Raw genomic sequence first — 22965 nt, forward strand, 5'->3', positions numbered from 1 at the left:
TAAAGTTCAGCTGCCTTGGCGCTGGAAATCATTTCCTGAAAAAATCATTCCATGATGGGAGCCTGGTCATACATGTCTTCCCCTGCAGCTTGCTGGGACTGCATGATCTCTTCGTTCTGGGGAAGAAGCTCTGTGCGGTTCTGACGGATGGTGTCAATATAGGTGCTCAGGCTGCTGTGGAAATTGCCAAAGATCGCGGTCAGTCTCTCGAGGGACTGGGTGGTGTTGTCCTCCAGCTGACCGAGCATATCGTCCATGTACTGGGAAGCAGAGGATCTGTAGGCATTGGCTTCTACTACCGCCCTGTCCACGATCTCCTGAGCCTGCTGGGTGGCAAGGCGCACGATCTGGTCGGCCTGCGCATAAGCCTGCTGCATGATCTCGTGTTCACTCACCAGTTCATTGGTCTGTACAGTCGCCTCATTGATCAGCTCCTCAGCCTTGCGTCTGGCATCCTCCAGGATCGCCTCTTTATTATTGATGATCCTCTGATAATGCTTGATCTCTTCGGGAGTCCTGGCACGAAGCTCCTCAAGAAGTCCGTCCAGCTCCTCCTTGTCGACGATGATATTCGTCTTTGAAAACTTCTGATAACGGCAACCGTCGATAAAATCTTCGATCTGATCAATCTGCTGCTCAATCTTGCTGCTCATTTTATTTCTCCTCACTCAAAACTAAACATCCCACCCGGCTGTCCTGACGGTCCGCGCTTCCAGGAAACCATTTCCTGATAAATCTGAAAACAGAAGAAGGGTACTTAGGCCCCTACCCTGCCGCGGATCTTATCTTACGCGTTTTTCTCCTTGCGCAGGCGGATCTTCTCCCATACCAGTTCCTCCACGTAGGGAGTGACACATTTGGAGATATCTCCTCCGAAAGCGGCGATCTCCTTGACCCCTGAGGAATTCAGATAAGAATATTTTGTATTGGTCGTCAGGAAGATAGTATCAAGATCGCCGTTTGAAAGCATCCTGTTTGTCTGTGCCAGCTGCAGTTCATACTCAAAATCGGTTACGGCGCGGAGTCCCCTGATAGAAACATGACATCCGATCTCCTTCGCGTAGTCGACCATGAGTCCGTAATAGGAGTCCACGCGGACATTAGGTATGTAACTGCATACTTTCTGCAACATTCTAACACGTTCATCCACAGAAAACAATGGAGTTTTTGCCCGGTTGTCGAGGACACAGATTATAAGTTCATCGAACATTCTGGCTGCGCGTTCCACAATATCCAAATGTCCAAGGGTAACGGGGTCAAAGCTTCCCGGATAGATCGCTGATTTCATATTCTGTTTCCTGATTCCTTTCCTCCAGATCCTGTCTAATGCTGCTTTGATAAAGACAGCGGCAGGTCACAACAGTTCCTTACGTCGAATAAAAAGATGGCGTTTGCCTCTGTAGTCCTTTTCCCTGTAGATCTCCAGCCCGGTCTCCTCCAGGAAGGAGAAGTCTGACTGCAGATCTGTCTCAACAACAATGCATGTGTCCATGGTGATATACGGCTGCGCATCAAGAGCTACAAGAATTCTTCTGGCAAGATCCGATTTATAAGGAGGATCCAGGTAGACCAGATCTGCTTCCTTCTCATGGATATGCCTGAGCGCGGCGACCGCGTCCTGTCTCAGGATGACTGCCTGATCTTCAAACCCTGTCTTATGCAGGTTTTTCTGGATACAGGATACAGCCTCTCTCCCGTTTTCTATGAAATAGGCCTTTTTGGCGCCACGGCTGATGGCTTCGATCCCGATCGCCCCGCTGCCTGCGCAGATATCCAGAAACACTGATCCGGGAACCTGCATCTGCAGGATATTGAACAAGGTTTCTTTGATCTTATCTGCTGTAGGGCGGGTATCCAGTCCTTCCGGAGCCACGAGCAAGAGCCTGCGCGCGCTGCCTGCGATCACTCTCATACTTACTGTCATCCTTTCAAGACCTTTAAGCCACCTGTAAAAAACGTGACGCATGCGGGTCTTATTTCAAGCAAAAACTAATTAATCCAAAACATATACTATATATATTACTGTTTTCTGTCAAATTATCAATTGAAAAAACTATTTCAAAATCTATTCCATATTCCGGCATTCCATATTTCAGTTTTTAATTCTTTTAAAAACGTTTTGTCCCTTTGCCGTCCCTCTTTGACAGTCTGAGGCGGGAGAGGTCGATCTGGGTGTCGTGCAGGGTAACCACAGTTTTATCTCCCTGGCCCAGGAGCCAGACGTTTTCGATCCTGTCGCCCTCGGAAAGCCGGAGCCCCCTCACACCGGCGGCGGCTTTTTTCTGTTCGGGAATATCCTCCACAGGGAAGCGCAGGAAATATCCCTTTTCCGACTGAAGGACTATGGAGACTGCGTCGTCGAGCCGGCCGGCAAAAACGATTGAGTCCCCCTCTGCCAGCTTTGTAGCAGCGACCTTCTTTTTGATCACGTCAAATTCCGTGCCCGGAACAGCCTTGACCATGCCGTTCCCGGTCACAAAGACCACGCGGCCCAGCCGCAGAGTATCCTGTGAATCAGCAAACATCACTCTTTCCTTCGATGTGTCACAGCTGCTGATATTATCCACGGGGATTCCCTTGTCCCTCATTCTGCCTGCAGGCAGGTCCATTGCCTTGAGGGTGTAGAGCTGGCCCTCTTCTGTAAACAGGCAGAGGCGGCTGTCGCTCTTACAGGGTACGCAGAAGGTATAGGACTCCCTTGCTGAGGCTTCGTTGCGGCCAAAAACAGCAGGATCCATCGTCTTGGCATAACCGAAACGGTCCATGACAAAGATAAGGTCTCTCTGTGCATCCGCCTCCGGAGAGACAAAGACGGCCTCCTTCCCCTGGATGATCTCCGTTCTGCGGGGCTGTCCGTATTTCTTTTTCAATGCCAGAAGATCTGCCCGGATGACACGGGTCATGGCGCTTTTATTTTCAAGAATATCCTCGTAGCGGTAGATATTGGTGACTGTCTCCTCATGTTCCTTCATCAGCGCTTCGATCTCAAGGCCGATCAGGCGGTAGAGCCGCATATCGAGGATGGCGTCCGCCTGCACCTCTGTAAACTGCAGCTGGGCAGCCATTTCCCTGGACATGTCCGATTTGAAGCGGATCCCTTCCGTGTCTCCCTGGACCAGGCAGCGCTTGGCCATGGCGCGGTCTCTGGATCCGCGGAGGATCTCGATGATCAGGTCGATCACGCCGCAGGCCCGGATCAGGCCCTCCTGGATCTCCCGCTTTTTCTGTTCTTTTTCCAGCAGATTGGAATACTTTCGGCCTGTGATCTCATACTGAAAGTCGGCGCTGGCCTCCAGGATCCTGCGAAGGCCCATGGTCTCGGGCCGTCCGTCCAGAATACCGAGCATATTGACCCCAAAAGTATCCTCCAGCCTGGTCTTTTTGTACAGGAGGTTCTTGAAATTTTCGATATCCGTGTCCCTGCGGAGCTCGATGACGATCCGGATGCCCTCCTTGGAGGACTGATTGGTGATATCGATGATGTCGTTGGTGATCTTGTTTTCCGCCAGGGCGGCGACATCCGACAGAAACTTGCCTATGCCTGCTCCCACCATGGTATATGGGATCTCTGTGATGACGAGATTGATATGGCCGTTCCTGCCCTTTTCGGTCTCCACTTTTCCCCGGATCCGGATCCTGCCCTGGCCGGTCTCGTAGATCGCGGGCAGGTCATCGCGGTTGACGATGATGCCGCCGGTCGGGAAATCAGGCCCCGGCAGGATCCTCATCAGGGCTTCATTGCTTATGTCCGCATCATCCAGAAGCGCCAGCAGGGCATCGATGACCTCGGACAGGCTGTGGGGAGGCGTACTGGTCGCCATACCGACAGCGATACCCTCAGAGCCGTTGACCAGAAAGTTGGGGAAGCGGACCGGCAGGACGACCGGTTCCTTTTCCGTCTCGTCAAAATTCGGTCCGAAATCGGCTACATCCTTGTCCAGGTCGGCGAGAAAGGCCTCTTCGGTGATCTTCTGCAGACGGGCTTCCGTGTAACGCATGGCGGCCGCGCCGTCCCCTTCGATATTGCCGAAATTCCCGTGCCCGTCGATCAGGGGCAGTCCCTTTTTAAACTCCTGGGCCATGACCACAAGGGCGTCGTAGATGGAGCTGTCCCCGTGAGGGTGGTATTTACCCATCGTGTCCCCCACGATGCGGGCGCTCTTTCTGTAGGGACGGTCCGACCGGATCCCCAGCTCGTACATGTCGTAGAGAGTACGGCGCTGGACGGGCTTTAGCCCGTCGCGGACATCCGGCAGAGCCCTTGATATGATGACGCTCATGGCATAATCGATATAGGCCTTCTGCATCAGCTCTGAATATTCCGTGCTGATGATCTGTTCTCCCGCTTCCCCGGTCTGTCCGGCTGTATGGTCAAAAATATGGTCCCGGCTGCTGCCGGAATCCTTATCCTTTTTATTTTTACTCATTTGTCATTCCTGTATCTGTTCTTCATCGCGCAGTACTGTTGCTTCTACCTCAGGAACGCTTACAAAAAAGGGATATCCGCCTGTTTCATCGCGCATACCTGTGATCGCAGTCAGTAAAGGCTTTCAGGCCTGTCTATACATCCAGCTCGGCATCCGCCGCGTGCTCATAAATAAAGCTTCTGCGGGGCGGTACCTCGGAGCCCATGAGAAGCTCCGTCATTTCAGAGGCGGTGATCGCATCCTCGATCCTGACCTGTTTCATGCGGCGCCGGGCGGGATCCAGGGTCGTCTCCCATAGCTGTTCGGCATCCATCTCCCCCAGCCCCTTGTAGCGCTGCAGGGTAAAGTCTCCCCGATGGGTCTTCCGGTATTTTGCCAGGGCATTGTCGTCGTAGAGGTACTGTCCCTCTCCCCGCTTCGGAACCACCTTGTAGAGGGGGGGCATGGCGACATAGATATGGCCCTCGTAGATCAGTTCGGGCATAAACCTGTAAAAAAGTGTCAGGAGGAGTGTCGAAATATGGGCGCCGTCCACATCGGCATCAGCCATGATCACGATCTTGTCGTAGCGGAGCTTCGAGATGTCAAAATCATTGCCGTATCCTTCCGAAAATCCGCAGCCAAAGGCATTGATCATCGTCTTGATCTCAGCATTTGCCAGGATCTTGTCGATGCTCGCCTTCTCCACGTTCAGGATCTTGCCCCGGATCGGGAGGATCGCCTGGTACATCCTGTCGCGGGCCATCTTGGCGCTGCCTCCGGCCGAGTCTCCCTCTACGATAAAGATCTCACATTTACTGGCGTCGCGGCTGGTACAGTTGGCGAGCTTGCCGTTGGAGTCAAAGGAAAACTTCTGCCTGGTCAGCATGTTCGTCTTGGCTTTTTCCTCCGCCCTGCGGATCTTGGCGGCTTTTTCCGCGCACCCGATCACAGCCTTCAGGGTATCGAGATTTCTGTCAAAATAGCGGACGATCTCGTCTCCCGCGATCTGGGAGACCGCCTTCGCGGCATCCTGGTTGTCCAGCTTGGTCTTGGTCTGGCCCTCGAAACGGGGATCGGGATGCTTGATGGAGATGACCGCGGTCATGCCGTTGCGGATATCCGCGCCGGTAAAGTTGGTGTCCTTGTCCTTGAGGATCCCCAGGGTCCTGGCATAATTGTTGACCACCTGAGTAAATATGGTCTTGAAACCGGTCAGGTGGGTGCCTCCCTCCGCATTGTAGATGTTGTTGCAGAAGCCCAGCACATTTTCGTGGAATTCATTGACATACTGCAGGGCGATCTCCACATTGATCCCCTCATAGGCGCCGCTGAAGCTTATGATCCCGGTGACGGCTTCCTTCTTTTTGTTGAGGGCGCGGATGAAACCGGCGATCCCGTCCGGCTCGTGGTAGGTGATCTCTTCGGGCTCCTCCCCTCTGAGATCTCTGTAAAAAATGGTCAGACCGGGATTCAGATAGGCAGTCTCGTGCAGACGGCTCTTTACATCATCCTCCTTAAACCGGGTCTTTTCAAAGATCTCCGGATCAGGCAGGAAATTGATGGATGTCCCGCTCCCCTTCGCCTTTCCGACGACCGGCAGAAGTCCGTTTTCAAGTTCCAGAAGCGGAATGCCTCTGGAATAGCGGTCCTCATAGACATACCCGTCCCTCGTAACAGTGACCGTCAGTTTCTCGGAAAGGGCATTGACCACGCTGGAGCCTACGCCGTGCAGGCCTCCGCTGGTCTTGTAGGCGCTGTTGTCAAATTTACCGCCGGCGTGCAGAGTCGTGAACACCACGCGCTCCGCGCTGACTCCTTTTTCATGCATACCGATCGGAATCCCTCTCCCGTTATCAGAAACAGTACAGGAACCATCGGCTTCAAGGGTGACATGGATCGTGTCGCAGAACCCGGCCAGATGCTCGTCGACGGAATTGTCCACGATCTCGTAGATCAGGTGGTTCAGTCCCCGTGTGGAGACACTGCCGATATACATACCGGGCCTGGTCCGGACAGCTTCGAGCCCTTCCAGGACCCGGATGCTCTCTGCACCGTATTGTTCATTATTTGGATTTGTCATTATGGTTTACTGCATCTCCTTATGATCAGATCTCATGATTATTGCAAAAATGTAAACTGCAGATCATTTATTATGCATTATTAAATGATGTTATTTAAAAAATGTTTTAAAATATCTTACTTAAAAAATTCTACTTAAAAACTGTTGTTTCAGAAGTGAGAACAAAAACTCATGCCGGAAAAGCCGCGCGAAAAAAGAAGAGGTTCGCCTTAAAGGGACGAACCCCCATTCCTGAATCCAAGTACGCTTCTTTTCTTTTTTATCTGCTTTATCATCTGCGAATGATTATCTGCTTTATCATCTGTGCATGATTATCTGCGCATGGTCTGCGTATGTCGGCAGATCAGAGTTTTGAACTTTTTTTGGCACAGGCAATTGCCAGGGCGCCGGGACCTATATGACAGCAGATGCTGAGGGAAAGTCTGTCGTCCTCGACCTCATACCCCGGGAAGGCATCTCTCACTTCTTTTCTGAAGACTGCAAACTCATCGGGGACCTGGGCATGCACAGCATACATCCAGACATTGTTTTCTCCATAGAGGTTTTCAATGTCATGGCGGATCGCGTTGATCATAGTCGTCTTGCCCTGGTTCAGTGTCCGCGCTTTTGAAAAGGCATCCAGCCTTTCTCCCTTGATCTGCAGGACCGGCTTGATCCTCATCAGGGTGCCGATCGCCGCTGCCGCGGGTGTGATCCGCCCTCCCTTTTTCAGATATTTCAGGGTATCCAGCATGATATAGATGCTGCTGTCAAAGCGCTCCCTCTCGAGGACCTCGCGGATCCTGGCTGCATCCATCCCGTTGGCCGCCATCTGGAGGGCATCCTGCACAGACCGTTTCTGCGTGACAGAGATGCGCTGATTGTTGACGACATATACTTTTCCATGGTAATCGTTGGCAAGCATTCGGGCATTCTGACAGGAACCGGACAGACCGCTGCTCATGGGGATGTAGACGATCTGGTCGTTTTTTTCAAGAGCTTTGTCCCACATCTCCAGCAGATCTGCGGGGGCGGGCTGACTGGAAAGGATGTTTTTGTCATCTGCCATCATCTGGAAAAATTCCTCTCTCGAGAGGCTGACATCCTCGTAATAGATCTTGCCATCGATCGTAAAGGGCATAGGCATCACTCCGACGCCCATATTCTTTCCATCCAGCTGTGTGATTCCGCTGTTACTGTCCGTCATAACGGCCACTCTCGGCATATCTCTACCTCCATATTTTAAAAGGAGTCCTCCGGCATTCCTCATACCATTCAACAGGATGATCAAGGGGAAAAGCTTTTTTGATCAGGTGATCCATGCCGGTCGTAAACAATACCTATACAAAAAGTATTAAAATCTTTAAAAGAAGAACATTTGATTTCAAAATATCATAATATAGGCTGTCTGTTCGAAAGTCAACTTTGATCTGCTTCTTTTCTGCAGGTGTTCACTGACGGGCTCAAATCGTTCCAAAGTCGATCCTCCGCTCTTCAGAGAGTCGAAACTCCGGATTATTCAGCAGGATCTCATCCGCGCAGGCAGACGCCGCCTTTAAAAGATCGGAATCCTCATAGATATCGGCAAGGTCAAACTGAGGCATCCCGCTCTGGCGCGTTCCGAAAACATCTCCCGGTCCGCGGGCTTTCAGGTCCTGCTCCGCAATGGAAAATCCGCTGCTGTTTTCTTCCAGTACCGATAGCCGGTCCGGTTTCTCTTTTCCGGTATACAAAAAAATACAATAGGACTGGTCCGCTCCCCTGCCTACCCGGCCGCGCAGCTGATGCAGCTGGGAAAGACCGAAACGCTCTGCGTTCTCAATGAGGATGACCGTGGCATTTGGGACATTGATCCCCACTTCAATGACAGTGGTGGACACAAGGATATCTGCTTCATGCGCGGAAAATGTATCCATGACCAGAGCTTTGTCTGCGGCCTTCATGCGCCCTGTCATTGACAGGATCCGGATCGTGTCCGGAAGGGAGGCACGGAGTTTTTCTGTATAATCCCTGACGTTTTCTATCTCCTGCATCTCCCCCTCCTCCACAGCCGGGCAGATCACATAACACTGCCGGCCGGCAGCGATCTGGGAAAGGATAAAGCGGTATGCCCGTCCGCGCTGTGTATCCTGGAGGGCCAGGCTTTTCACAGGTTTTCTTTCAGGAGGAAGCGTTCTCAGGGAAGAGACCTGGAGTTCTCCGTACAGGATGATAGCCAGTGTCCTGGGGATCGGAGTGGCGCTCATGACCAGCACCGGTACATCCGAGCCCTTGTCCATAAGACCGGTGCGCTGGCGGACACCGAAGCGATGCTGCTCATCCGTGATGACAAGGCCGAGGTCCCGGAAAGAGACCGCTTCCTGAAAAAGGGCATGGGTCCCGATGACCACATCGGCAGTCCCGCCGGCGATCTCCTCCAGGGTCTGCCTGCGTGCTTTTCCTTTTACAGAGCCTGTCAGCAGTACAGGCCGGACCGGAAGACCGCTTTTCTCCAGATAAGCTGTCAGCGTATCCATGTGCTGTCTGGCCAGGACCTCTGTGGGCGCCATCAGGGCCCCCTGTCTCCCGTTTTCCGCGCAGAGGATGAGTGCCAGAAAAGCAAGGACAGTCTTGCCGGAGCCCACGTCTCCCTGGAGCAGGCGGTTCATCAGGCGCCCTCCTGTCAGGTCGCCCCGGATCTCCCGCCAGACATCCTCCTGTTCCGGAGTAAGTGAAAAAGGAAGGGCTGCTTTAAGCCTCCCGCACCAGGCCCCTTCCTCCTTCATCGGGCGGGGGTCAATACGGCCGGCTTCTTCCGTTTTCTGTCTCCTTACCCCGATAATAAAGGAAAAGAATTCATCAAAGATCAGCCGTCTCCTCGCTTCCAGCAGGCTCTCCCTTCCTTCCGGAAAATGTATCCACTGCAGAGCCCTGTGGCGGCTGACCAGCTGGTATTTTTCCATATATTCTGGAGGAAGATCTTCTTTTATAGATGCAGTCTCTTTGAGGGCCTGCATGAGAAAAGACCGCATCCTGGCCGGGCCGATCCCTTTTACAGAAGGGTATCGGGGCTGAAAGGTCCCACGAACTTCTCCATACCGCCGGCTCTCAATGAACCATGGCTGTTCCATCACCCTGGTTTTGGCCGATGTCTCCCGAAGCACCCCTCTGAAAACAAAACTTTTGCCAGCGGTCAGGGTCTGCCTCACATAGGGCATATTAAAAAAAGTCAGCCGGACCCGGGCCGTCCCGTCCGTCCCCTCAAAATGGGAGATCACCTTTCCCGCCCTGCGGAAAGTACTTCCTCCGGAGATCAGTGTCAGCTTCAGAGAACAGCATTCTCCCAGTTCAGCTTCCGCCACTGTGGTCTCAGGAGTGAAATGGTCATATCCGGACGGATAAAAACGCAGAAGGTCCCCTATCGTCCTGATCTCTTTTTTCATAAGGGCTTCCACCGCTTTCGGTCCTGCCCCTTTCAGTTCTTTTACCTCTGCATCAAGCCGCATTCTGATTCCTGTTCCCGTCCGGGGACGAATATTTGTGAGAATTTAGTCTGTACTTTCGTCTTTACTATTTTTTACTTTTTCTGATCTGTTATTCCCTGAATCAATAAAACGATACCGGCCTCTGCAGGCCGGTATCGAAAGCTTTTCAAATTATGCCGTTATGGGACTGGCCAATCGCTGGTCAGTGCAGGACAGGAAATGTCATATTTCCACCGGCAGGACAGGTGTTCTTATTTAACAGACAAAAACAGATGTCCTTTTCTGCGGATTTTCTGCGGACTGAGCAGATGTCCCTTTCCACAGAGAAAACAGGTGTCTTATTCCGCAGACAGAATATAGTAATAAATAGGCTGGCCGCCCTGCTGCAGTTCCACCTCGCAGGACTCAAAGCGGGAAAGGATCTTGGATCGTAAGGCTTCCGCCTCATCATCGGTGACATCACAGCCATAGTAGACACTGATGATCTCGGTGTCCTCGCCAACCATCTTTTCAAGAGCAGCGATGGCTGTTTCATCCCTGGTGCTGCCCACTGAGAGTATACCGGCATCACCGATACACATAATATCATCCTTATGGATCTCGATGTCGTCAAGAACTGTGTCGCGGACTGCATAGGTCACTTCCGCGCTCTTTACCGTCTTGATCCCGGCGAGCATATTCTCCTTGTTCTCTTCTGCTGAAAGATCAGGAGCAAAATTGATGATCGCAGTAATGCCCTGAGGGATCGTGGTCGTCGGAATCACGATCACCTTCTTGTCTTCGGAGAGGTCTGCTGCCTGATTGGCCGCCATCACGATATTCTTGTTGTTGGGCAGGACAAAGACAGTATCCGCGTTTACTTTTTTCACAGCGCAGAGGATATCGTCCGTACTGGGATTCATGGTCTGTCCGCCGGAAATGACGGAGTCGACCCCCAGACCGCGGAAAATCTCTTCAATACCATCACCCACGGAAACCGCGATGAAGCCGAACTGTTTGTGCTCCATCTCGGGCTCCGGATCAGGCACCGGCTCTGTCACAGGCGCCGTTGCAGCCCCGGCTTTCGGGCTTTCCACCTCGGCGGCTTTTGCTGTTCCGGGCTTCTCGAGCTTCAGGTTTTCGATCGTAAGGGAACAAAGCTCACCGTACTGGATACCCTTCTGAAGCGCCAGGCCGGGATCATTGGTCTGGACACTGACCTGGACCTCTTCCTCAGTATGCTCACATGTAACACAGTCGCCGATCGTCTCCAGATACTTGCGCAGGCTCTTCGCCGCGGATTTATTAAATTCCTTATCCAGTACGATCCGGAACGCAGTGCTGTAGAGATATTTGAAGACAGGGGCCTCCGGCTCGGCGGCAGCCTCCTTTGTCTGGGATTCTTCCTCCGAGATCACGGAGATCTCCTTGCCGAGATATCCGTCATAACATCCCTTCAGGAACTGGATCAGTCCCTGGCCGCCGCTGTCTACAACACCGGCCTGCTTGAGCACCGGAAGCAGATCCGGGGTCTTTGCCAGGACCTCCTCGCCGTAACTGATGACATCCGGGAAAAAGACATCAAAGTCCTCCACACCCTCGTCAGCCAGCTCTCTGGCCTTTTCCGCGATGCCCTTTGCCACAGTCAGGATCGTACCCTCCTTGGGCTTCATAACGGCTTTGTAGGCAGTCTCCACCGCACGGGCAAAGGCATCCGCGGTCACCTGGACCGTGATCGTATCCTTGTCGCGGACAACCTTGCTGAATCCGCGAAGCAGCTGAGAGAGAATGACGCCGGAATTCCCGCGGGCGCCGCGCAGCGAGCCCGAGGAGATCGCCTTGCAGATATCCCGCATGGTTCTGGATGCTTCATCGAGATTTCCAACCTCCGCGACAGCGGACTTGATGGTCAGAGTCATGTTCGTTCCTGTATCGCCGTCCGGTACAGGGAAAACATTCAGCTCATTGATCCATTCCTTTCCCGCTTCCAGCTTGGCTGCTCCTGCCAGAAACAGGGTGATCAGACGCTCGGCGTCAATGCTCCGGACACCCTCGGATTGTATATTTTCATTCATGTTATTCAAACACTCCTTCCAGTCTGTATCCCGCCATTAGAAGACACAGCGGGGATCTGTCCGATCAGGATCTGTTTCTTTCAGATCCCTGCAGAATCTGCTGTTTCAGAGATCCCGGATCCCGCCGTATTCACTTCCGGACGAAGACCGATCAGTCGATCAGTCTGACTCCTTCCACGTAAATATTGATCTTCTCAATCTCCAGGCCTGTAAATTCTTCAACTTTATAGCGGATACTCTCTATCAGATTATCTGCCACAGTTGTAATATTGACGCCGTAAGAGACGATTACATGGAAATCGATCACAAGCCGGTTTGCGGAAGTGAGCGTCACGTCAATCCCCTTTGTCATGGTATCCTTTTTGAGAAGATTGACAATTCCTTCTTTCATATTTACACCGGCCATGCCAACGATCCCGAAGCATTCATTGGCTACGCTGCCGGCATACTGGGCGATCACCTCATTGTCTATGGAGATGTTACCCATATGCGTATTCATATAAGAAGACTTCATAATTGCATGTACTCCTTTCAGGCCTGCAATTAAAGCAGATTTATTTCTTGCAATAAGTCCGCTTCCGTCATGAAACTGACCGGAAAACGCACTGCGCAGAAACCGACGAATAAATTATACCCGACTCACACAAAAAAGAAAACATGAAATCTTACACTTTTCGAAAAATTTTGCTTGCATTCAAATAATGATTCTGCTAATATACTAATGTTGTTTTTCCGAATATAAAAGGGTTAGGAGGTGTTAAGATGGCCAAGTGCGATATCTGCGGCAGAGGCGCTTTCTTTGGAAATCAGGTCAGCCATTCACATAGAAGATCCAATAAAGTGTGGCACGCTAACGTTCAGAGAATTGCTGTAAAGACCGCCGGCGGCAGCAAGAAGATTCATGTCTGCACAAGATGTATGCGTTCGGGCAAGGTTGAGCGCGCTTAATAAGCATCTCCTCTTTCGGATGACAGGCCGAACTGTTCTCCGGATCAGGCCGTTGCTTGCCCCGTCCGTTCCATAACATGAAAAAATCAGATTCCGGATCACTTTCGTGATCCGGAATCTTTTTTGCGTGAAGCAATGAGCCATGCACGGACAAAAATGGGGACAGACGCCTGTGAGCACCGCTCACATCCACGGCATTTTTGGACCCTTATTTGTTTTTATCCGGGAAAGCCGTGTTCACTGCATCCTCATCTGAGATCATCTCCGTATTTCTGGAACGGATCTTGTCAATGACTTCCGGTATCATGTCCATGATATGCGTCAGGCTGGTCTGATCCCTGACATTGACCACCTTTGTTATGTTGTTTTTGATCACGAGTACTGCAGACGGGACCATTTTGGCAGAGAAGCCTCCCATGCCGCCATCTTTGCGCTCCGCTCCGTTGGAGCCCGCGCCCACACCGATGCTGACGTCTGAGAGCGGAATAATGATCGTATCGCCTACCGTGATCGGCTCGCCGACGACTGTCTTGGAAGTCAGGACTCCCTGGGCTCCCTCCATCAGGGAATCCAGCACCTGGTGGAAAGAATTGATCCGGTTTCCGTTGGTTTTAACACCGTTTCCGTTTCCGTTCGTCTTTACTCCGTTTGTGTTCCCGTTTCCATTCTTTTCATCCTTCATTTTAAAACCGTTCCATCCTTTCCTCTTTATTAAGGAACTGCTATTTAGGGAAATAGCATGTTCGCTGTCATGCCGCCTTGCGATTATTTTCTGTTTTCATGCTGCCGGCCCTTCTTCTGTGATCAATATACAAGGGGCCTCTCTTGATCCTCATCAGGACTTTCCTTACATCCTTGCTCAATAACAGGGATAAGCCGAACCGGATATAGGAGATCACGCGGAAACTCCCTGAAGCCAGACCTTTCAGGTCATATCGGTACAGCTCGTAATCTGTACCGATTGTGACGCGCCCGGCTGTGATCGGATACAAGAATCCCTGTATAGACAGGACTCCGGCGCTCCTTGCGGGATCTCCGAGTCCAAGAACGCCCGTCAAATTCCATTGTGAAGGCAGGATCGCGCCCAGAAGACGGTGCACACAGAAAACCATCTTCTCTCTGGCACGGACTCCGCATTTGGTCCCCATAACATAGAAGGTATCCTCGAGCCTGGCGTGAATGGTTTCGATCCGTGTCAGGATACGCTCCAGTTTTTCCTCAAAGGTTTCAGGTGCTTTTTTTTCTCCGGAAGGCTCTTTTTCCTGCCGTTTTGCCTTTTTCTTCAACAGCTTCTGCACATCCAGTCTCCGGCCAAAGACGCGGATCTCAATCTGAAAAGCACCTTCATAAGAGGCCTTTCCCCTGACCAGCCCCATCAGCCAACTGACCTCTCCTCCCAGAGAAACGTCTTTCGCGGGATCCAGATGAAGAGGCTCCGTACTGCCTTCAGGATCCCTGACTTCCCCGCCAAAGGAATAGCGGACCGGAACAAACAGGACGATAAGAAGGATAATGAGAACTAAGACCAGAACAGCCAAAAGGACAGTTCCCAGAATCCTCAATATGAAAAATATGGCACCAGCCATTTTATTCCTCCTAGATCAATACACGGGCAATTCCTCAGACACAGGTGCCCACCCTGTCCTTTCAGCCAGATACAGGGCTGCTTCCCATTGCCCTGTCCGGTCAAACGCCTCCTGGGTGATCATGTTCACCATCTGGATGGCGTCCGCTTTTCCCGAAGCCATACCGACGACATAGACCGAATGATCTTTATAATAGGGCTGCAGGAAGTTTGCGCAGTGCATAATCTCCAGCTGCGGCCTTCCCTCAGGCCCTTCTGTGAGGACCAGGAGATAGACTGTAAGATGCCCCTTCCCCCTTTGGAGATCCTGACGGATCCTGCGGGGATCCCGGATTTTAGGGCTGATATACATTTTTTTATAAAACTCCATCCGCTGTCCTTTCGTATACAGGCAGCACTTTTCCTCTTTCGTTTATTGATCCGGCCTGGTACAGAGGCCATATTGCCTGTAAAAAACTGTCTTCCTTATCATACATCTATTTTAAAAAACAGAAAAGCCTTTTCGCGAATTTAGGCGTGAGACATTCGGCGGGAGCATCGGGTATTAATTCTGCTTATATTCAGCATATGCAAAGCATGTTTTCAGGTTTTTAATAGTATACTTCAGCACACATTCAGCCGGAATATGGAGCGTGGCCTGCATATAAACACATGATTGTTCATGTCGTCCATAATTGTTTATATAAGATTTATTTTCTTTTTCTTTAAGTGAAGAGGATTGATGTTTATTTACATTTTTCCCTGTGCTATAATATGCATAACGCTGATTTGCGTGAGTTACTGTCAACTCATAATCTATGAAAATGATATAAGGAGGTTTTCATGGCATCGGATTATTATGCATCTCTCGGCAAAAATCTTATTGGCACAAAGACTTTTGACAACCTGATGGCAGCTTTTGCAGGCGAGTCTCAGGCGAGAAACAAATATACCTATTTTGCTTCCAAGGCAAAAAAGGATGGATATGAGCAGATCGCCAAGCTCTTCCTTCAGACAGCCGACAACGAAAAAGAACACGCAAAGATCTGGTACAAGATCCTTGAAGGTGTTCACAGCACAGCAGATAACCTTGAGATTGCCGCAGATGGCGAGCACGAAGAGTGGACAGAGATGTACCCCACCTTTGCCAAAGAGGCCCGCGAGGAAGGCTTCCAGGAGATCGCCAATCTCTTTGAGATGGTAGCCGCGATCGAGAAAGAGCATGAAGCACGCTATCGCAAGCTGCTCGAGAACGTCCAGGGCGGCCTGGTCTTCTCCAAGGACGGCGACCGCATCTGGGAATGCGGCAACTGTGGACATATCGTGGTTGGACCTTCCGCTCCCGATGTATGTCCTGTCTGCAACCATCCTCAGGCTTACTTTGAGATCCACGCCGAGAATTATTGATAACGGTCTTTCCCATGGTCTGTTTTCACTACCTGTAATGGGAACAATTATAAAGTAAAAAACAGATCCGGAGCCGGACTTCAAAAAAACCAGGGCAGTTACGCCAGTCGTAATCTGCCCTGTTTTTTTGTTTGTTTTATTTGTATGTTATATTTGTTTTTTTGTTCTTTGTATCTGTTTTTTGTTCTTTATATTTGAGATATTTAATCTTTGAGTGCCACGAGCATGCGGATCAGTTCCAGGTCCTCTTCCGTAACCCTGAAATTTGTCGTCATTGCTTCACCCTCCGGGAAAGTAAGTTTGACATCGACGACAGAGCCCACCGGGACGCCTTCCCTGCGGGCGGCTTTGATAAAGGAAACAAAGCCTTTGTGACGGTGCCTGAATCCATTCAGCTTATCTTTCAGGGTCAGAATCTGTAAGGGATTGATTGCCATGTGGTCTTCCTTTCTGTTTCGTTTATTTTTACCCGGTCCTGCAGGAGCCGGGATACCGGGTCAGTATTTAAAGACATCGGGTTTTAAAAGACATCCCCGATCTCTGCCAGGGATCTGATCGGAATCAGGCGCATTCCTTCAACAGGCTGCATGCGCCGGATATTCGCAGCCGGAAGTACGCAGGAGGTAAATCCCATTTTTGCGGCTTCTTTAACCCGCGCTTCGGCCATGGGGACGGCCCGGATCTCACCGCTGAGCCCCACCTCACCGAAGACGATCCTGTGTTCATCCACAGGGGCGTTTCTGAAGCTGGACAGGATCGCAAGAACGATTCCAAGGTCAAGGGCAGGCTCTGTCTGGCGGATGCCTCCTGCCAGGTTGATGTAGGCATCGAACTGGGACATGGGGATCCCCATTCTTTTTTCTATGACGGCCATGAGGAGGCTCACTCTGTTGATGTCCGTGCCGGTGGTCTGTCTCTTTGGATAACCATAACTCGTCCGGCAGACCAGGGCCTGGATCTCAAGAAGGAGGGGGCGCGTCCCTTCCATGGAGCAGGTGACGATACTGCCCGGCGCATCCTGAGGCCTGCCGTTCAGCAGAAACTCGGACGGGTTCTCAACTTCGGACAGGCCGTCGCCCCTCATTTCAAAAATACCGATCTCGTTTGTCGATCCATAGCGGTTCTTGACGCTGCGCAGGATCCTGTAGGAGGCATATCTGTCCCCCTCAAAATAGAGGACAGCGTCCACCATATGTTCCAGGACACGGGGACCCGCTACATTGCCCTCCTTTGTCACATGGCCGATCAGGAAAAAGGTGATCCCCGTCTCTTTCGCGAGTCTCAGGAGGATACCTGTCGTCTCCCTCACCTGGGTGATACTGCCCGGAGATGCCTGGACCCTGGCGCTGTACATAGTCTGGATTGAGTCAATGACTGCCAGACGGGGCTTTTCCTCCTCGAGAGTCTGTGTGATCACATCGAGGTCTGTCTCACATAAAAACCGGAGTCTGTCGCTGGAGACATTCAGGCGCCTGCCCCGCATTTTGATCTGCCTGAGGGACTCCTCTCCGGAGATATACAGGACATCGAGACCTGAAGCGGCGGCATTCTGCGCGGTCTGAAGGAGGATCGTCGATTTGCCGATGCCCGGATCGCCGCCGAGAAGGATCATGGATCCGCCTACGATCCCGCCGCCCAGGACTCTGTCCAGTTCTCTGAAACCGGTGGAAAACCTCTCCTCCGCGTTCTCCTCCACTGCGCTGAGGGGGACAGGCTTTCTGAGCGGGCCTCTGAATCCCGGCGTCTGTCCGGCAAAAACCGCCCCTGCGCTTTTATCCGGCGCGGGGGCTTCTGTCATGGTATTCCATTCCCTGCAGGCCGGACACTGGCCGACCCATTTGGCCGATTCGTGTCCGCAGCTGCTGCAGAAAAACACTGTTCTTATCTTTTTAGCCATAAAAGTTTTACAGTTTTGCAGTTGTCATTTCATTTCCGTCCACCCCCGGTCAGGATACGTCCGTGACGCGCTGTCAGACGGCTCTGGATCGGGAAAATCACCGGATGGATATGCCTGCGGTCAGTTTACGCCGGAGACTGGTCCTTTTCCAGAGGCTGGACTTTTTCCACAGACTGGTCCTTTTCCAGAGACTGGCCCTTTCCTGGAACCTGTCCTTTTCTGGCGGAAAAAGTGACTTCCCCATTTCTGAATCCGGCAGTCACTGTGCTCCCTTCAGGGAACTCATCCGCCAGGATCTTCTCCGAGAGGGGATCTTCAATGACGGACTGGATCGCGCGCTTCAGCGGGCGGGCACCCATTTTGGCATCCGAATATTTTTCCACGATGTGATTTCGCAGGGCAGAGGATATCTTCAGATCAATACCCAGCTGGTCTTTTGCCCGGCTGATCAGGTCAGAGGCAAGAAGATTGGTGATGCGGCCCATCTCCTCTTTAGTCAGGGGATGGAAAACGCGGATCTCATCGATCCTGTTGATAAATTCGGGGCGGAAAATCTTTTTCACTTCCTCCATGACACCCGACTTCATGCGCTCATAATCCTGTTCCTGCGTGGGCTTCGGAGCAAACCCCAGGGTCTTGGGGGCAATGATCTTCTGTGCGCCTACATTTGATGTCATAATGATGACCGTGTTTTTAAAGTTGACCTTATGTCCCTGAGAATCCGTAATATGTCCTTCGTCCAGGATCTGGAGGAGGATATTGAAGACATCGGGGTGCGCTTTTTCAATCTCATCAAACAGGACGACGGAATAGGGCTGGCGTCTGACCTTCTCGGAAAGCTGGCCGCCTTCCTCGTAACCTATGTAGCCGGGAGCGGAGCCGATGATCTTGGAGACCGCGTACTGCTCCATGTATTCGGACATATCAATGCGGATCAGATCCTTGTCAGAACCGAACATGACCTCCGCAAGCGCCTTGGACAGCTCTGTCTTTCCGACACCGGTGGGACCCAGGAAGAGGAAGGAACCGATCGGGCGGTCCGGGTTCTGCAGGCCCACACGGCCGCGCCGGATCGCTCTCGCCACTGCTTCCACGGCATCCTCCTGGCCGATCACCCGCTTGTGGAGTTCTTTTTCAAGACGAAGGAGGCGTGCGCTCTCCCTCTCGGTCAGGCGGTTCACCGGAACCTTTGCCCAAATGGATATGACGGAGGCAACATCCTCTTCCGTAACAAGAGGACGGCGCTCATCCTGGGAACGGCTCCGCCTGTTGTTCAGGTTCTCTATCTTCTTGACGAGCACATCCTGCTCCCTGCGGAGTTTTCTGGCTTCGTCAAGTTTCCCTTCCATAAAAGCCCTGGCCAGTTTCGAATCGGTGTCCCGGATCTGTTCCTCCAGAACAGAGGACTTGTCCTCTCCCTTTTCCACTGTCCCGAGCCGGACAGCAGCGCAGGCTTCGTCAATGACATCAATGGCCTTGTCCGGAAGGTTTCTGTCGTTGATATAGCGCTCAGAGAGCTTGACAGCCATCTCAAGGGCACTGTCCTCGACCTGCACATGATGATGGTCCTCATAAATGTGGACAATTCCCCTGAGGATATCGATCGTCTGCGCAGGGGTAGGCTCCTCCACCTGTACAGGCTGGAACCTTCGCTCCAGAGCGGCATCCTTCTCGACATATTTGCGATATTCATTGATAGTCGTGGCGCCGATCAGCTGGATCTCTCCGCGGGACAGAGAAGGTTTCAGGATGTTGGACGCGTCGAGGGCGCCCTCCGCGCCTCCCGCACCGATCAGGGTGTGCAGCTCGTCCACGAAGAGGATGATGTTTCCGTCTGAGATGACCTCCTCGACGACTCTCTTGATCCTCTCCTCAAATTCACCTCTGTATTTGGAACCGGCTACCATGCCGGACAGATCCAGGGTCAGCAGGCGTTTGTCCCTCATGGAGGCCGGAACATTGCCGGAGACTATGCGCCTCGCCAGTCCCTCCACGATCGCCGTTTTGCCGACGCCGGGTTCACCGATCAGGCAGGGATTGTTCTTGGTCCTTCTGCTCAGGATCTGTACGACGCGGCGGATCTCATCCTCCCTGCCGATGACAGGATCCAGCTTCCCGTCAAAGGCCATCTGGGTGAGATCCCTGCTGTACTGCTCCAGGGCGCCCCGGTGCTCACCCTGGGCGCCGGCCTGCTGCAGGTCGTCTCTGTGGGCGGCAGTATCCTCTCCCATCGCCGCCAGAAGCTCAAAATATATTCTGGAGACATTGGTCCCCATTGCCTCAAGGATCTTGGCAGCGACATTGTCCTTCTCAAGAATGATGGCAAGCAGGATGTGCTCTGTTCCGACCCTGTCGGAACGGTACCTGTCTGCCTGGGAGGCTGCCATTCGGAGCACCTTCTGGCATCTGGGGGAATATCCCTCCTGGTCCAGGAGCGCCAGACTCCCCGGATGGATGTTGAGCTGGGAGATCATCTCCTCCAGCCTCTCCCGGGTAACCCCGTTTTCCGCCAGAATCTTTGATGCCACGCCGTCCGGTTCCTGGGCAAGACCAAGGATCAGATGCTCCGTGCCAATATAATTCTGTCTCGTTTTTCTGGAGGCTTCCTTCGCGGCTTTAAGGGCCGCCTCGGCATTCTTTGTATACTTATCCTTCATAAAAAAAATCGTCTTTCTGTCTATTCATAGTCATCGTAAATCGCATCCACCATTCTGTGCAGCTCCTGCCGGCTCATGTTCCGGCATCTGGCCTGGGCGAGGAGTTTACGAAAATCTTTTTCCAGCTGCTGCCTTGCCTGCAGCGCGTCTACATCGACCGAGACGATGGCGCCTCTCCGGCGGTCCACCTTAACAAACCCCTCCTGCTTCAGGATCGTGTATGCCTTGTTGACTGTGTGCATATTTATACCGATGTCATCCGCCATCTGTCTGACTGAAGGGAGCACATCTCCTTCTTCCAGATCCGCGGTCGCGATCCCGAGTATGATCTGATTGCACAGCTGCTGATAGATCGCTTCGCTGCTGCTGAAATCAATTTTTATCAGCATACCATATCCCTCCCTTTCCTGAAATCAGTAAGGATCGTCAACAAGTACAACGTTAAAAAGTACTGTCAACAGCTCCTAAAAGAAAGACAGAGCACGCTCTGTTATATAAATAATATAACACGTAACATGCTCTGTCAAGCTGCTGTGCTATTCTGATCAGCCCGGGTAGTATGCCCGAGGGGACTCACTTTTATCTGGGAGATCTCCTGGCAGGGCTGTTCAGGAAGGAATATTCCATGTCATCGTCATCATCCGCGTAGAATTCCTCTTCAGGATCCTCAGGAACGGCAGGTGCGGCAGGACCGCGTCTCTTTGCAGTATTCTGGTTGTTCTGTACAGCCTTCTCCGCGCGCGGGGTTTCAGCCTCTTTTTTCACAGGAGCCTCAGGAGTATTTCCGCCTGCGTTTCCATTTCCGGAAGTCCTTCCCAATGAAGACAGGAGCTCTTCATCCTCAGGATAGTCCAGCGCTTCATCAAAGGAAATGTTTCTTGCCGGTCTTTTTCTGGGACGGGAGGCAGGAGCGGGTTCCTCCACCTCTTCAAAGCGGCGGCTGCGGGCACGGGTCTTCTTTACAGGAGGAATCTCTTCGATCGGTTCCTCCTCTTCTTCCGCTTCTTCTTCAAAGTCTATGTCGTCTTCTTCAAAGTCGTCATCTTCGATCTCGTCATCTTCCTCATCATAGTCGTCATCGAGACCGTCCCGTGAGAAGATGTTCTTGAAAAATCCCAGAAAACCGCCACCGCCGGAAGACTCGTCTTCCTCATCATCGTACTCCCCGTCTTCGTCCTCCATCAGATCCTCATCGTAATCGTCATAGAGCTCTTCATCAGGGTCATCGTCGATCTCTTCGGCTTCGTCTTCCTCTTCTTCGGGATCATAGTCCTCAGCATCGTCCTCTTCTTCGGGATCAGGAACATCCTCTTTTACCGCTTTTCCGGAGGCTTTCTTTGCTCTTTTTGAAGAGACTCCCCGCGCCTCTTCGTCTTCGGCTTCCTGTTTTAAAGCCGCCCCGCTGATGACAGCCTCGCCGGTCTCTCCGGTCACATCACTGTCTTCTCCGGTGTAATAAAAATCATCATCTTCATCCTCTTCTTCCTCCACTGTTCTCCTCTGTCTGCGGGAACGTTTGGAGGGAGCGCCGCCGCCGGGGCTGTTGCGCTTGATAATGAGATAGAGGAAGATCAGGAGAGCGATCACGAGGATCAGGAGAATACAGGCGATCGTACGCCATATTCCCGTACTGGAAGCATTCTTCTGGGCAGTGGCCTGGGCATCGCTAAGTTCTTTGAGATCACCAAGACGGATCCTTTTATTTGTGTCGTAATTAAAGATATACCAGTTTCCGGTACCGTCTTTTTCGGTCACATAATTGATGCTGTACTGGGCATTCGGATCCGTAAAAGGATCATAGGCATCCCCATTGTCCACTTCAGGTGTTTTCTGGTCCTCTTCAGTGTCCGGAGCCTGTGCCTGTTCCCCGTCGTCGGATGCTTCTGTGTTATCGTCCGCTTCGACAGTCTCATTGCCGGCGTCTTCGACAGTCCAGTCCTCAATTCCGGTAGTCTCAACGGGCTCCTCATCCGGGGCGCCTTCCGGAACAGCAGTATCCTCTTCCGCCTTCTGCTCATCTGCTTCCGGCTTCTGTTCCTCCGGCTTCTGTTCTTCCTGCGCCTGTGTTTCCACACTGGCTCCGTCGACATCGACCCACTGGGCCTTCACATAGCCGGTGTTTCCGTTGGGAAGCTCTACAAGATACCATTCCTGGCCGGAGGCATCCGTGGTTTTGGATTTTACCGTAACCTTGTCTCCCAGATTCAGAGAACCGATGATATTGTTTTTCTCTCCGTTCTTCTCCTCTGCGGAATTGCGGATCATGACATCTGATCCGGTCACAGTGCTCTTCGCCATTACAGGGACAACCGCCAGCAGAACAGCCGCAGTAAGCGCGGCGATCAGGCCTGTCAGCCTGCCTGCAATTCGGCGTCCATGTCTTTTCTCTCTCATTGCTTTCCTCCCGGTCCGGTCGTAATACCGGCTGCTTTGTTCCGTTTATTTTTCTATTTGGGGGAGACGCCTGCGTCTGCCCCCGTACCAACCATTATAACACCGCACTCCT

General features: G+C 52.1%; 19 protein-coding genes. 2 read left to right on the forward strand and 17 right to left on the reverse strand.

Annotated elements, in window-relative coordinates:
• Positions 1 to 44: 44 nt before the first annotated feature.
• The 9 genes from BLT02_RS03195 to BLT02_RS03235 form a co-directional block, all read right to left on the reverse strand.
• The gene (locus BLT02_RS03195) at positions 45 to 653 is read right to left on the reverse strand and encodes a vacuolar family H+-ATPase subunit H (protein WP_092991482.1); all 609 of its coding nucleotides are present in this window, start codon (positions 651 to 653) and stop codon (positions 45 to 47) included.
• Positions 654 to 787: 134 nt separating this feature from the next.
• Positions 788 to 1288 (reverse strand): pantetheine-phosphate adenylyltransferase, encoded by a 501-nt coding sequence (coaD, locus tag BLT02_RS03200; RefSeq protein ID WP_092991484.1) that lies wholly within the window; start codon positions 1286 to 1288, stop codon positions 788 to 790.
• A 66-nt stretch (positions 1289 to 1354) separates the two neighbouring features.
• Entirely contained in the window at positions 1355 to 1912 is a 558-nt protein-coding gene (gene rsmD, locus BLT02_RS03205) for a 16S rRNA (guanine(966)-N(2))-methyltransferase RsmD (protein ID WP_092991486.1), read from the reverse strand.
• Positions 1913 to 2108: 196 nt separating this feature from the next.
• The gene (locus tag BLT02_RS03210) at positions 2109 to 4307 is read right to left on the reverse strand and encodes a DNA gyrase/topoisomerase IV subunit A (protein WP_242869687.1); all 2199 of its coding nucleotides are present in this window, start codon (positions 4305 to 4307) and stop codon (positions 2109 to 2111) included.
• A 253-nt stretch (positions 4308 to 4560) separates the two neighbouring features.
• Positions 4561 to 6489 (reverse strand): DNA gyrase/topoisomerase IV subunit B, encoded by a 1929-nt coding sequence (locus tag BLT02_RS03215; protein ID WP_092991490.1) that lies wholly within the window; start codon positions 6487 to 6489, stop codon positions 4561 to 4563.
• A gap of 343 nt (positions 6490 to 6832) precedes the next feature.
• Positions 6833 to 7693: a DegV family protein gene (locus BLT02_RS03220; protein ID WP_092991492.1), complete on the reverse strand. Its 861-nt coding sequence runs from the start codon at positions 7691 to 7693 to the stop codon at positions 6833 to 6835.
• Between the two features lie 238 nt (positions 7694 to 7931).
• Positions 7932 to 9953, reverse strand: a complete 2022-nt coding sequence (recG, locus tag BLT02_RS03225; protein WP_092991494.1) for an ATP-dependent DNA helicase RecG — start codon at positions 9951 to 9953, stop codon at positions 7932 to 7934.
• A 317-nt stretch (positions 9954 to 10270) separates the two neighbouring features.
• The gene (locus tag BLT02_RS03230; RefSeq protein ID WP_092991496.1) at positions 10271 to 11986 is read right to left on the reverse strand and encodes a DAK2 domain-containing protein; all 1716 of its coding nucleotides are present in this window, start codon (positions 11984 to 11986) and stop codon (positions 10271 to 10273) included.
• A gap of 151 nt (positions 11987 to 12137) precedes the next feature.
• On the reverse strand, positions 12138 to 12500 hold the full coding sequence (locus BLT02_RS03235) for an Asp23/Gls24 family envelope stress response protein (protein WP_092991498.1): 363 nt from the start codon (positions 12498 to 12500) through the stop codon (positions 12138 to 12140).
• Positions 12501 to 12748: 248 nt separating this feature from the next.
• Here BLT02_RS03235 and rpmB point away from each other — a divergent pair, with 248 nt between their 5' ends.
• The gene (gene rpmB, locus BLT02_RS03240; RefSeq protein WP_092991500.1) at positions 12749 to 12934 is read left to right on the forward strand and encodes a 50S ribosomal protein L28; all 186 of its coding nucleotides are present in this window, start codon (positions 12749 to 12751) and stop codon (positions 12932 to 12934) included.
• Positions 12935 to 13142: 208 nt separating this feature from the next.
• Here the strand turns inward: rpmB and BLT02_RS03245 are convergent, their stop codons facing one another.
• The 3 genes from BLT02_RS03245 to BLT02_RS03255 form a co-directional block, all read right to left on the reverse strand.
• The gene (locus BLT02_RS03245; RefSeq protein WP_092991502.1) at positions 13143 to 13616 is read right to left on the reverse strand and encodes a GerW family sporulation protein; all 474 of its coding nucleotides are present in this window, start codon (positions 13614 to 13616) and stop codon (positions 13143 to 13145) included.
• A gap of 67 nt (positions 13617 to 13683) precedes the next feature.
• Positions 13684 to 14520, reverse strand: coding sequence for a hypothetical protein (locus tag BLT02_RS03250; protein ID WP_092991504.1), 837 nt, complete (start codon positions 14518 to 14520; stop codon positions 13684 to 13686).
• Between the two features lie 15 nt (positions 14521 to 14535).
• Complete coding sequence (locus BLT02_RS03255) at positions 14536 to 14889, reverse strand: hypothetical protein (protein WP_092991506.1); 354 nt, start codon at positions 14887 to 14889, stop codon at positions 14536 to 14538.
• A 452-nt stretch (positions 14890 to 15341) separates the two neighbouring features.
• Here BLT02_RS03255 and rbr point away from each other — a divergent pair, with 452 nt between their 5' ends.
• On the forward strand, positions 15342 to 15905 hold the full coding sequence (rbr, locus tag BLT02_RS03260) for a rubrerythrin (RefSeq protein ID WP_092991508.1): 564 nt from the start codon (positions 15342 to 15344) through the stop codon (positions 15903 to 15905).
• A 203-nt stretch (positions 15906 to 16108) separates the two neighbouring features.
• Here the strand turns inward: rbr and BLT02_RS03265 are convergent, their stop codons facing one another.
• The 5 genes from BLT02_RS03265 to BLT02_RS03285 form a co-directional block, all read right to left on the reverse strand.
• Complete coding sequence (locus tag BLT02_RS03265) at positions 16109 to 16342, reverse strand: hypothetical protein (protein WP_092991510.1); 234 nt, start codon at positions 16340 to 16342, stop codon at positions 16109 to 16111.
• 83 nt (positions 16343 to 16425) lie between these two features.
• On the reverse strand, positions 16426 to 17802 hold the full coding sequence (gene radA, locus BLT02_RS03270) for a DNA repair protein RadA (protein ID WP_092991512.1): 1377 nt from the start codon (positions 17800 to 17802) through the stop codon (positions 16426 to 16428).
• A gap of 125 nt (positions 17803 to 17927) precedes the next feature.
• Positions 17928 to 20459 carry an ATP-dependent Clp protease ATP-binding subunit gene (locus BLT02_RS03275; protein ID WP_092991514.1) on the reverse strand — a complete coding sequence of 844 codons (2532 nt, stop codon included), beginning with the start codon at positions 20457 to 20459 and terminating at the stop codon, positions 17928 to 17930.
• A gap of 20 nt (positions 20460 to 20479) precedes the next feature.
• Positions 20480 to 20848 carry a GntR family transcriptional regulator gene (locus BLT02_RS03280; protein ID WP_092991516.1) on the reverse strand — a complete coding sequence of 123 codons (369 nt, stop codon included), beginning with the start codon at positions 20846 to 20848 and terminating at the stop codon, positions 20480 to 20482.
• Between the two features lie 190 nt (positions 20849 to 21038).
• Positions 21039 to 22853, reverse strand: a complete 1815-nt coding sequence (locus tag BLT02_RS03285) for an SH3 domain-containing protein (RefSeq protein ID WP_092991518.1) — start codon at positions 22851 to 22853, stop codon at positions 21039 to 21041.
• Positions 22854 to 22965: the final 112 nt, after the last annotated feature.

Source organism: Sarcina sp. DSM 11001 (genome assembly GCF_900101015.1).
GTDB lineage: Bacteria > Bacillota > Clostridia > Lachnospirales > Lachnospiraceae > CAG-791.

Excerpts from the sequence above, each read along its gene's own strand:
- BLT02_RS03195 (WP_092991482.1), bottom strand. The coding sequence starts at position 653 with ATGAGCAGCAAGATTGAGCAGCAGATTGATCAGATCGAAGATTTTATC.
- coaD (WP_092991484.1), bottom strand. The coding sequence starts at position 1,288 with ATGAAATCAGCGATCTATCCGGGAAGCTTTGACCCCGTTACCCTTGGA.
- rsmD (WP_092991486.1), bottom strand. The coding sequence starts at position 1,912 with ATGAGAGTGATCGCAGGCAGCGCGCGCAGGCTCTTGCTCGTGGCTCCG.
- BLT02_RS03210 (WP_242869687.1), bottom strand. The coding sequence starts at position 4,307 with ATGCAGAAGGCCTATATCGATTATGCCATGAGCGTCATCATATCAAGG.
- BLT02_RS03215 (WP_092991490.1), bottom strand. The coding sequence starts at position 6,489 with ATGACAAATCCAAATAATGAACAATACGGTGCAGAGAGCATCCGGGTC.
- BLT02_RS03220 (WP_092991492.1), bottom strand. The coding sequence starts at position 7,693 with ATGCCGAGAGTGGCCGTTATGACGGACAGTAACAGCGGAATCACACAG.
- recG (WP_092991494.1), bottom strand. The coding sequence starts at position 9,953 with ATGCGGCTTGATGCAGAGGTAAAAGAACTGAAAGGGGCAGGACCGAAA.
- BLT02_RS03230 (WP_092991496.1), bottom strand. The coding sequence starts at position 11,986 with ATGAATGAAAATATACAATCCGAGGGTGTCCGGAGCATTGACGCCGAG.
- BLT02_RS03235 (WP_092991498.1), bottom strand. The coding sequence starts at position 12,500 with ATGAAGTCTTCTTATATGAATACGCATATGGGTAACATCTCCATAGAC.
- rpmB (WP_092991500.1), top strand. The coding sequence starts at position 12,749 with ATGGCCAAGTGCGATATCTGCGGCAGAGGCGCTTTCTTTGGAAATCAG.
- BLT02_RS03245 (WP_092991502.1), bottom strand. The coding sequence starts at position 13,616 with ATGAAGGATGAAAAGAATGGAAACGGGAACACAAACGGAGTAAAGACG.
- BLT02_RS03250 (WP_092991504.1), bottom strand. The coding sequence starts at position 14,520 with ATGGCTGGTGCCATATTTTTCATATTGAGGATTCTGGGAACTGTCCTT.
- BLT02_RS03255 (WP_092991506.1), bottom strand. The coding sequence starts at position 14,889 with ATGGAGTTTTATAAAAAAATGTATATCAGCCCTAAAATCCGGGATCCC.
- rbr (WP_092991508.1), top strand. The coding sequence starts at position 15,342 with ATGGCATCGGATTATTATGCATCTCTCGGCAAAAATCTTATTGGCACA.
- BLT02_RS03265 (WP_092991510.1), bottom strand. The coding sequence starts at position 16,342 with ATGGCAATCAATCCCTTACAGATTCTGACCCTGAAAGATAAGCTGAAT.
- radA (WP_092991512.1), bottom strand. The coding sequence starts at position 17,802 with ATGGCTAAAAAGATAAGAACAGTGTTTTTCTGCAGCAGCTGCGGACAC.
- BLT02_RS03275 (WP_092991514.1), bottom strand. The coding sequence starts at position 20,459 with ATGAAGGATAAGTATACAAAGAATGCCGAGGCGGCCCTTAAAGCCGCG.
- BLT02_RS03280 (WP_092991516.1), bottom strand. The coding sequence starts at position 20,848 with ATGCTGATAAAAATTGATTTCAGCAGCAGCGAAGCGATCTATCAGCAG.
- BLT02_RS03285 (WP_092991518.1), bottom strand. The coding sequence starts at position 22,853 with ATGAGAGAGAAAAGACATGGACGCCGAATTGCAGGCAGGCTGACAGGC.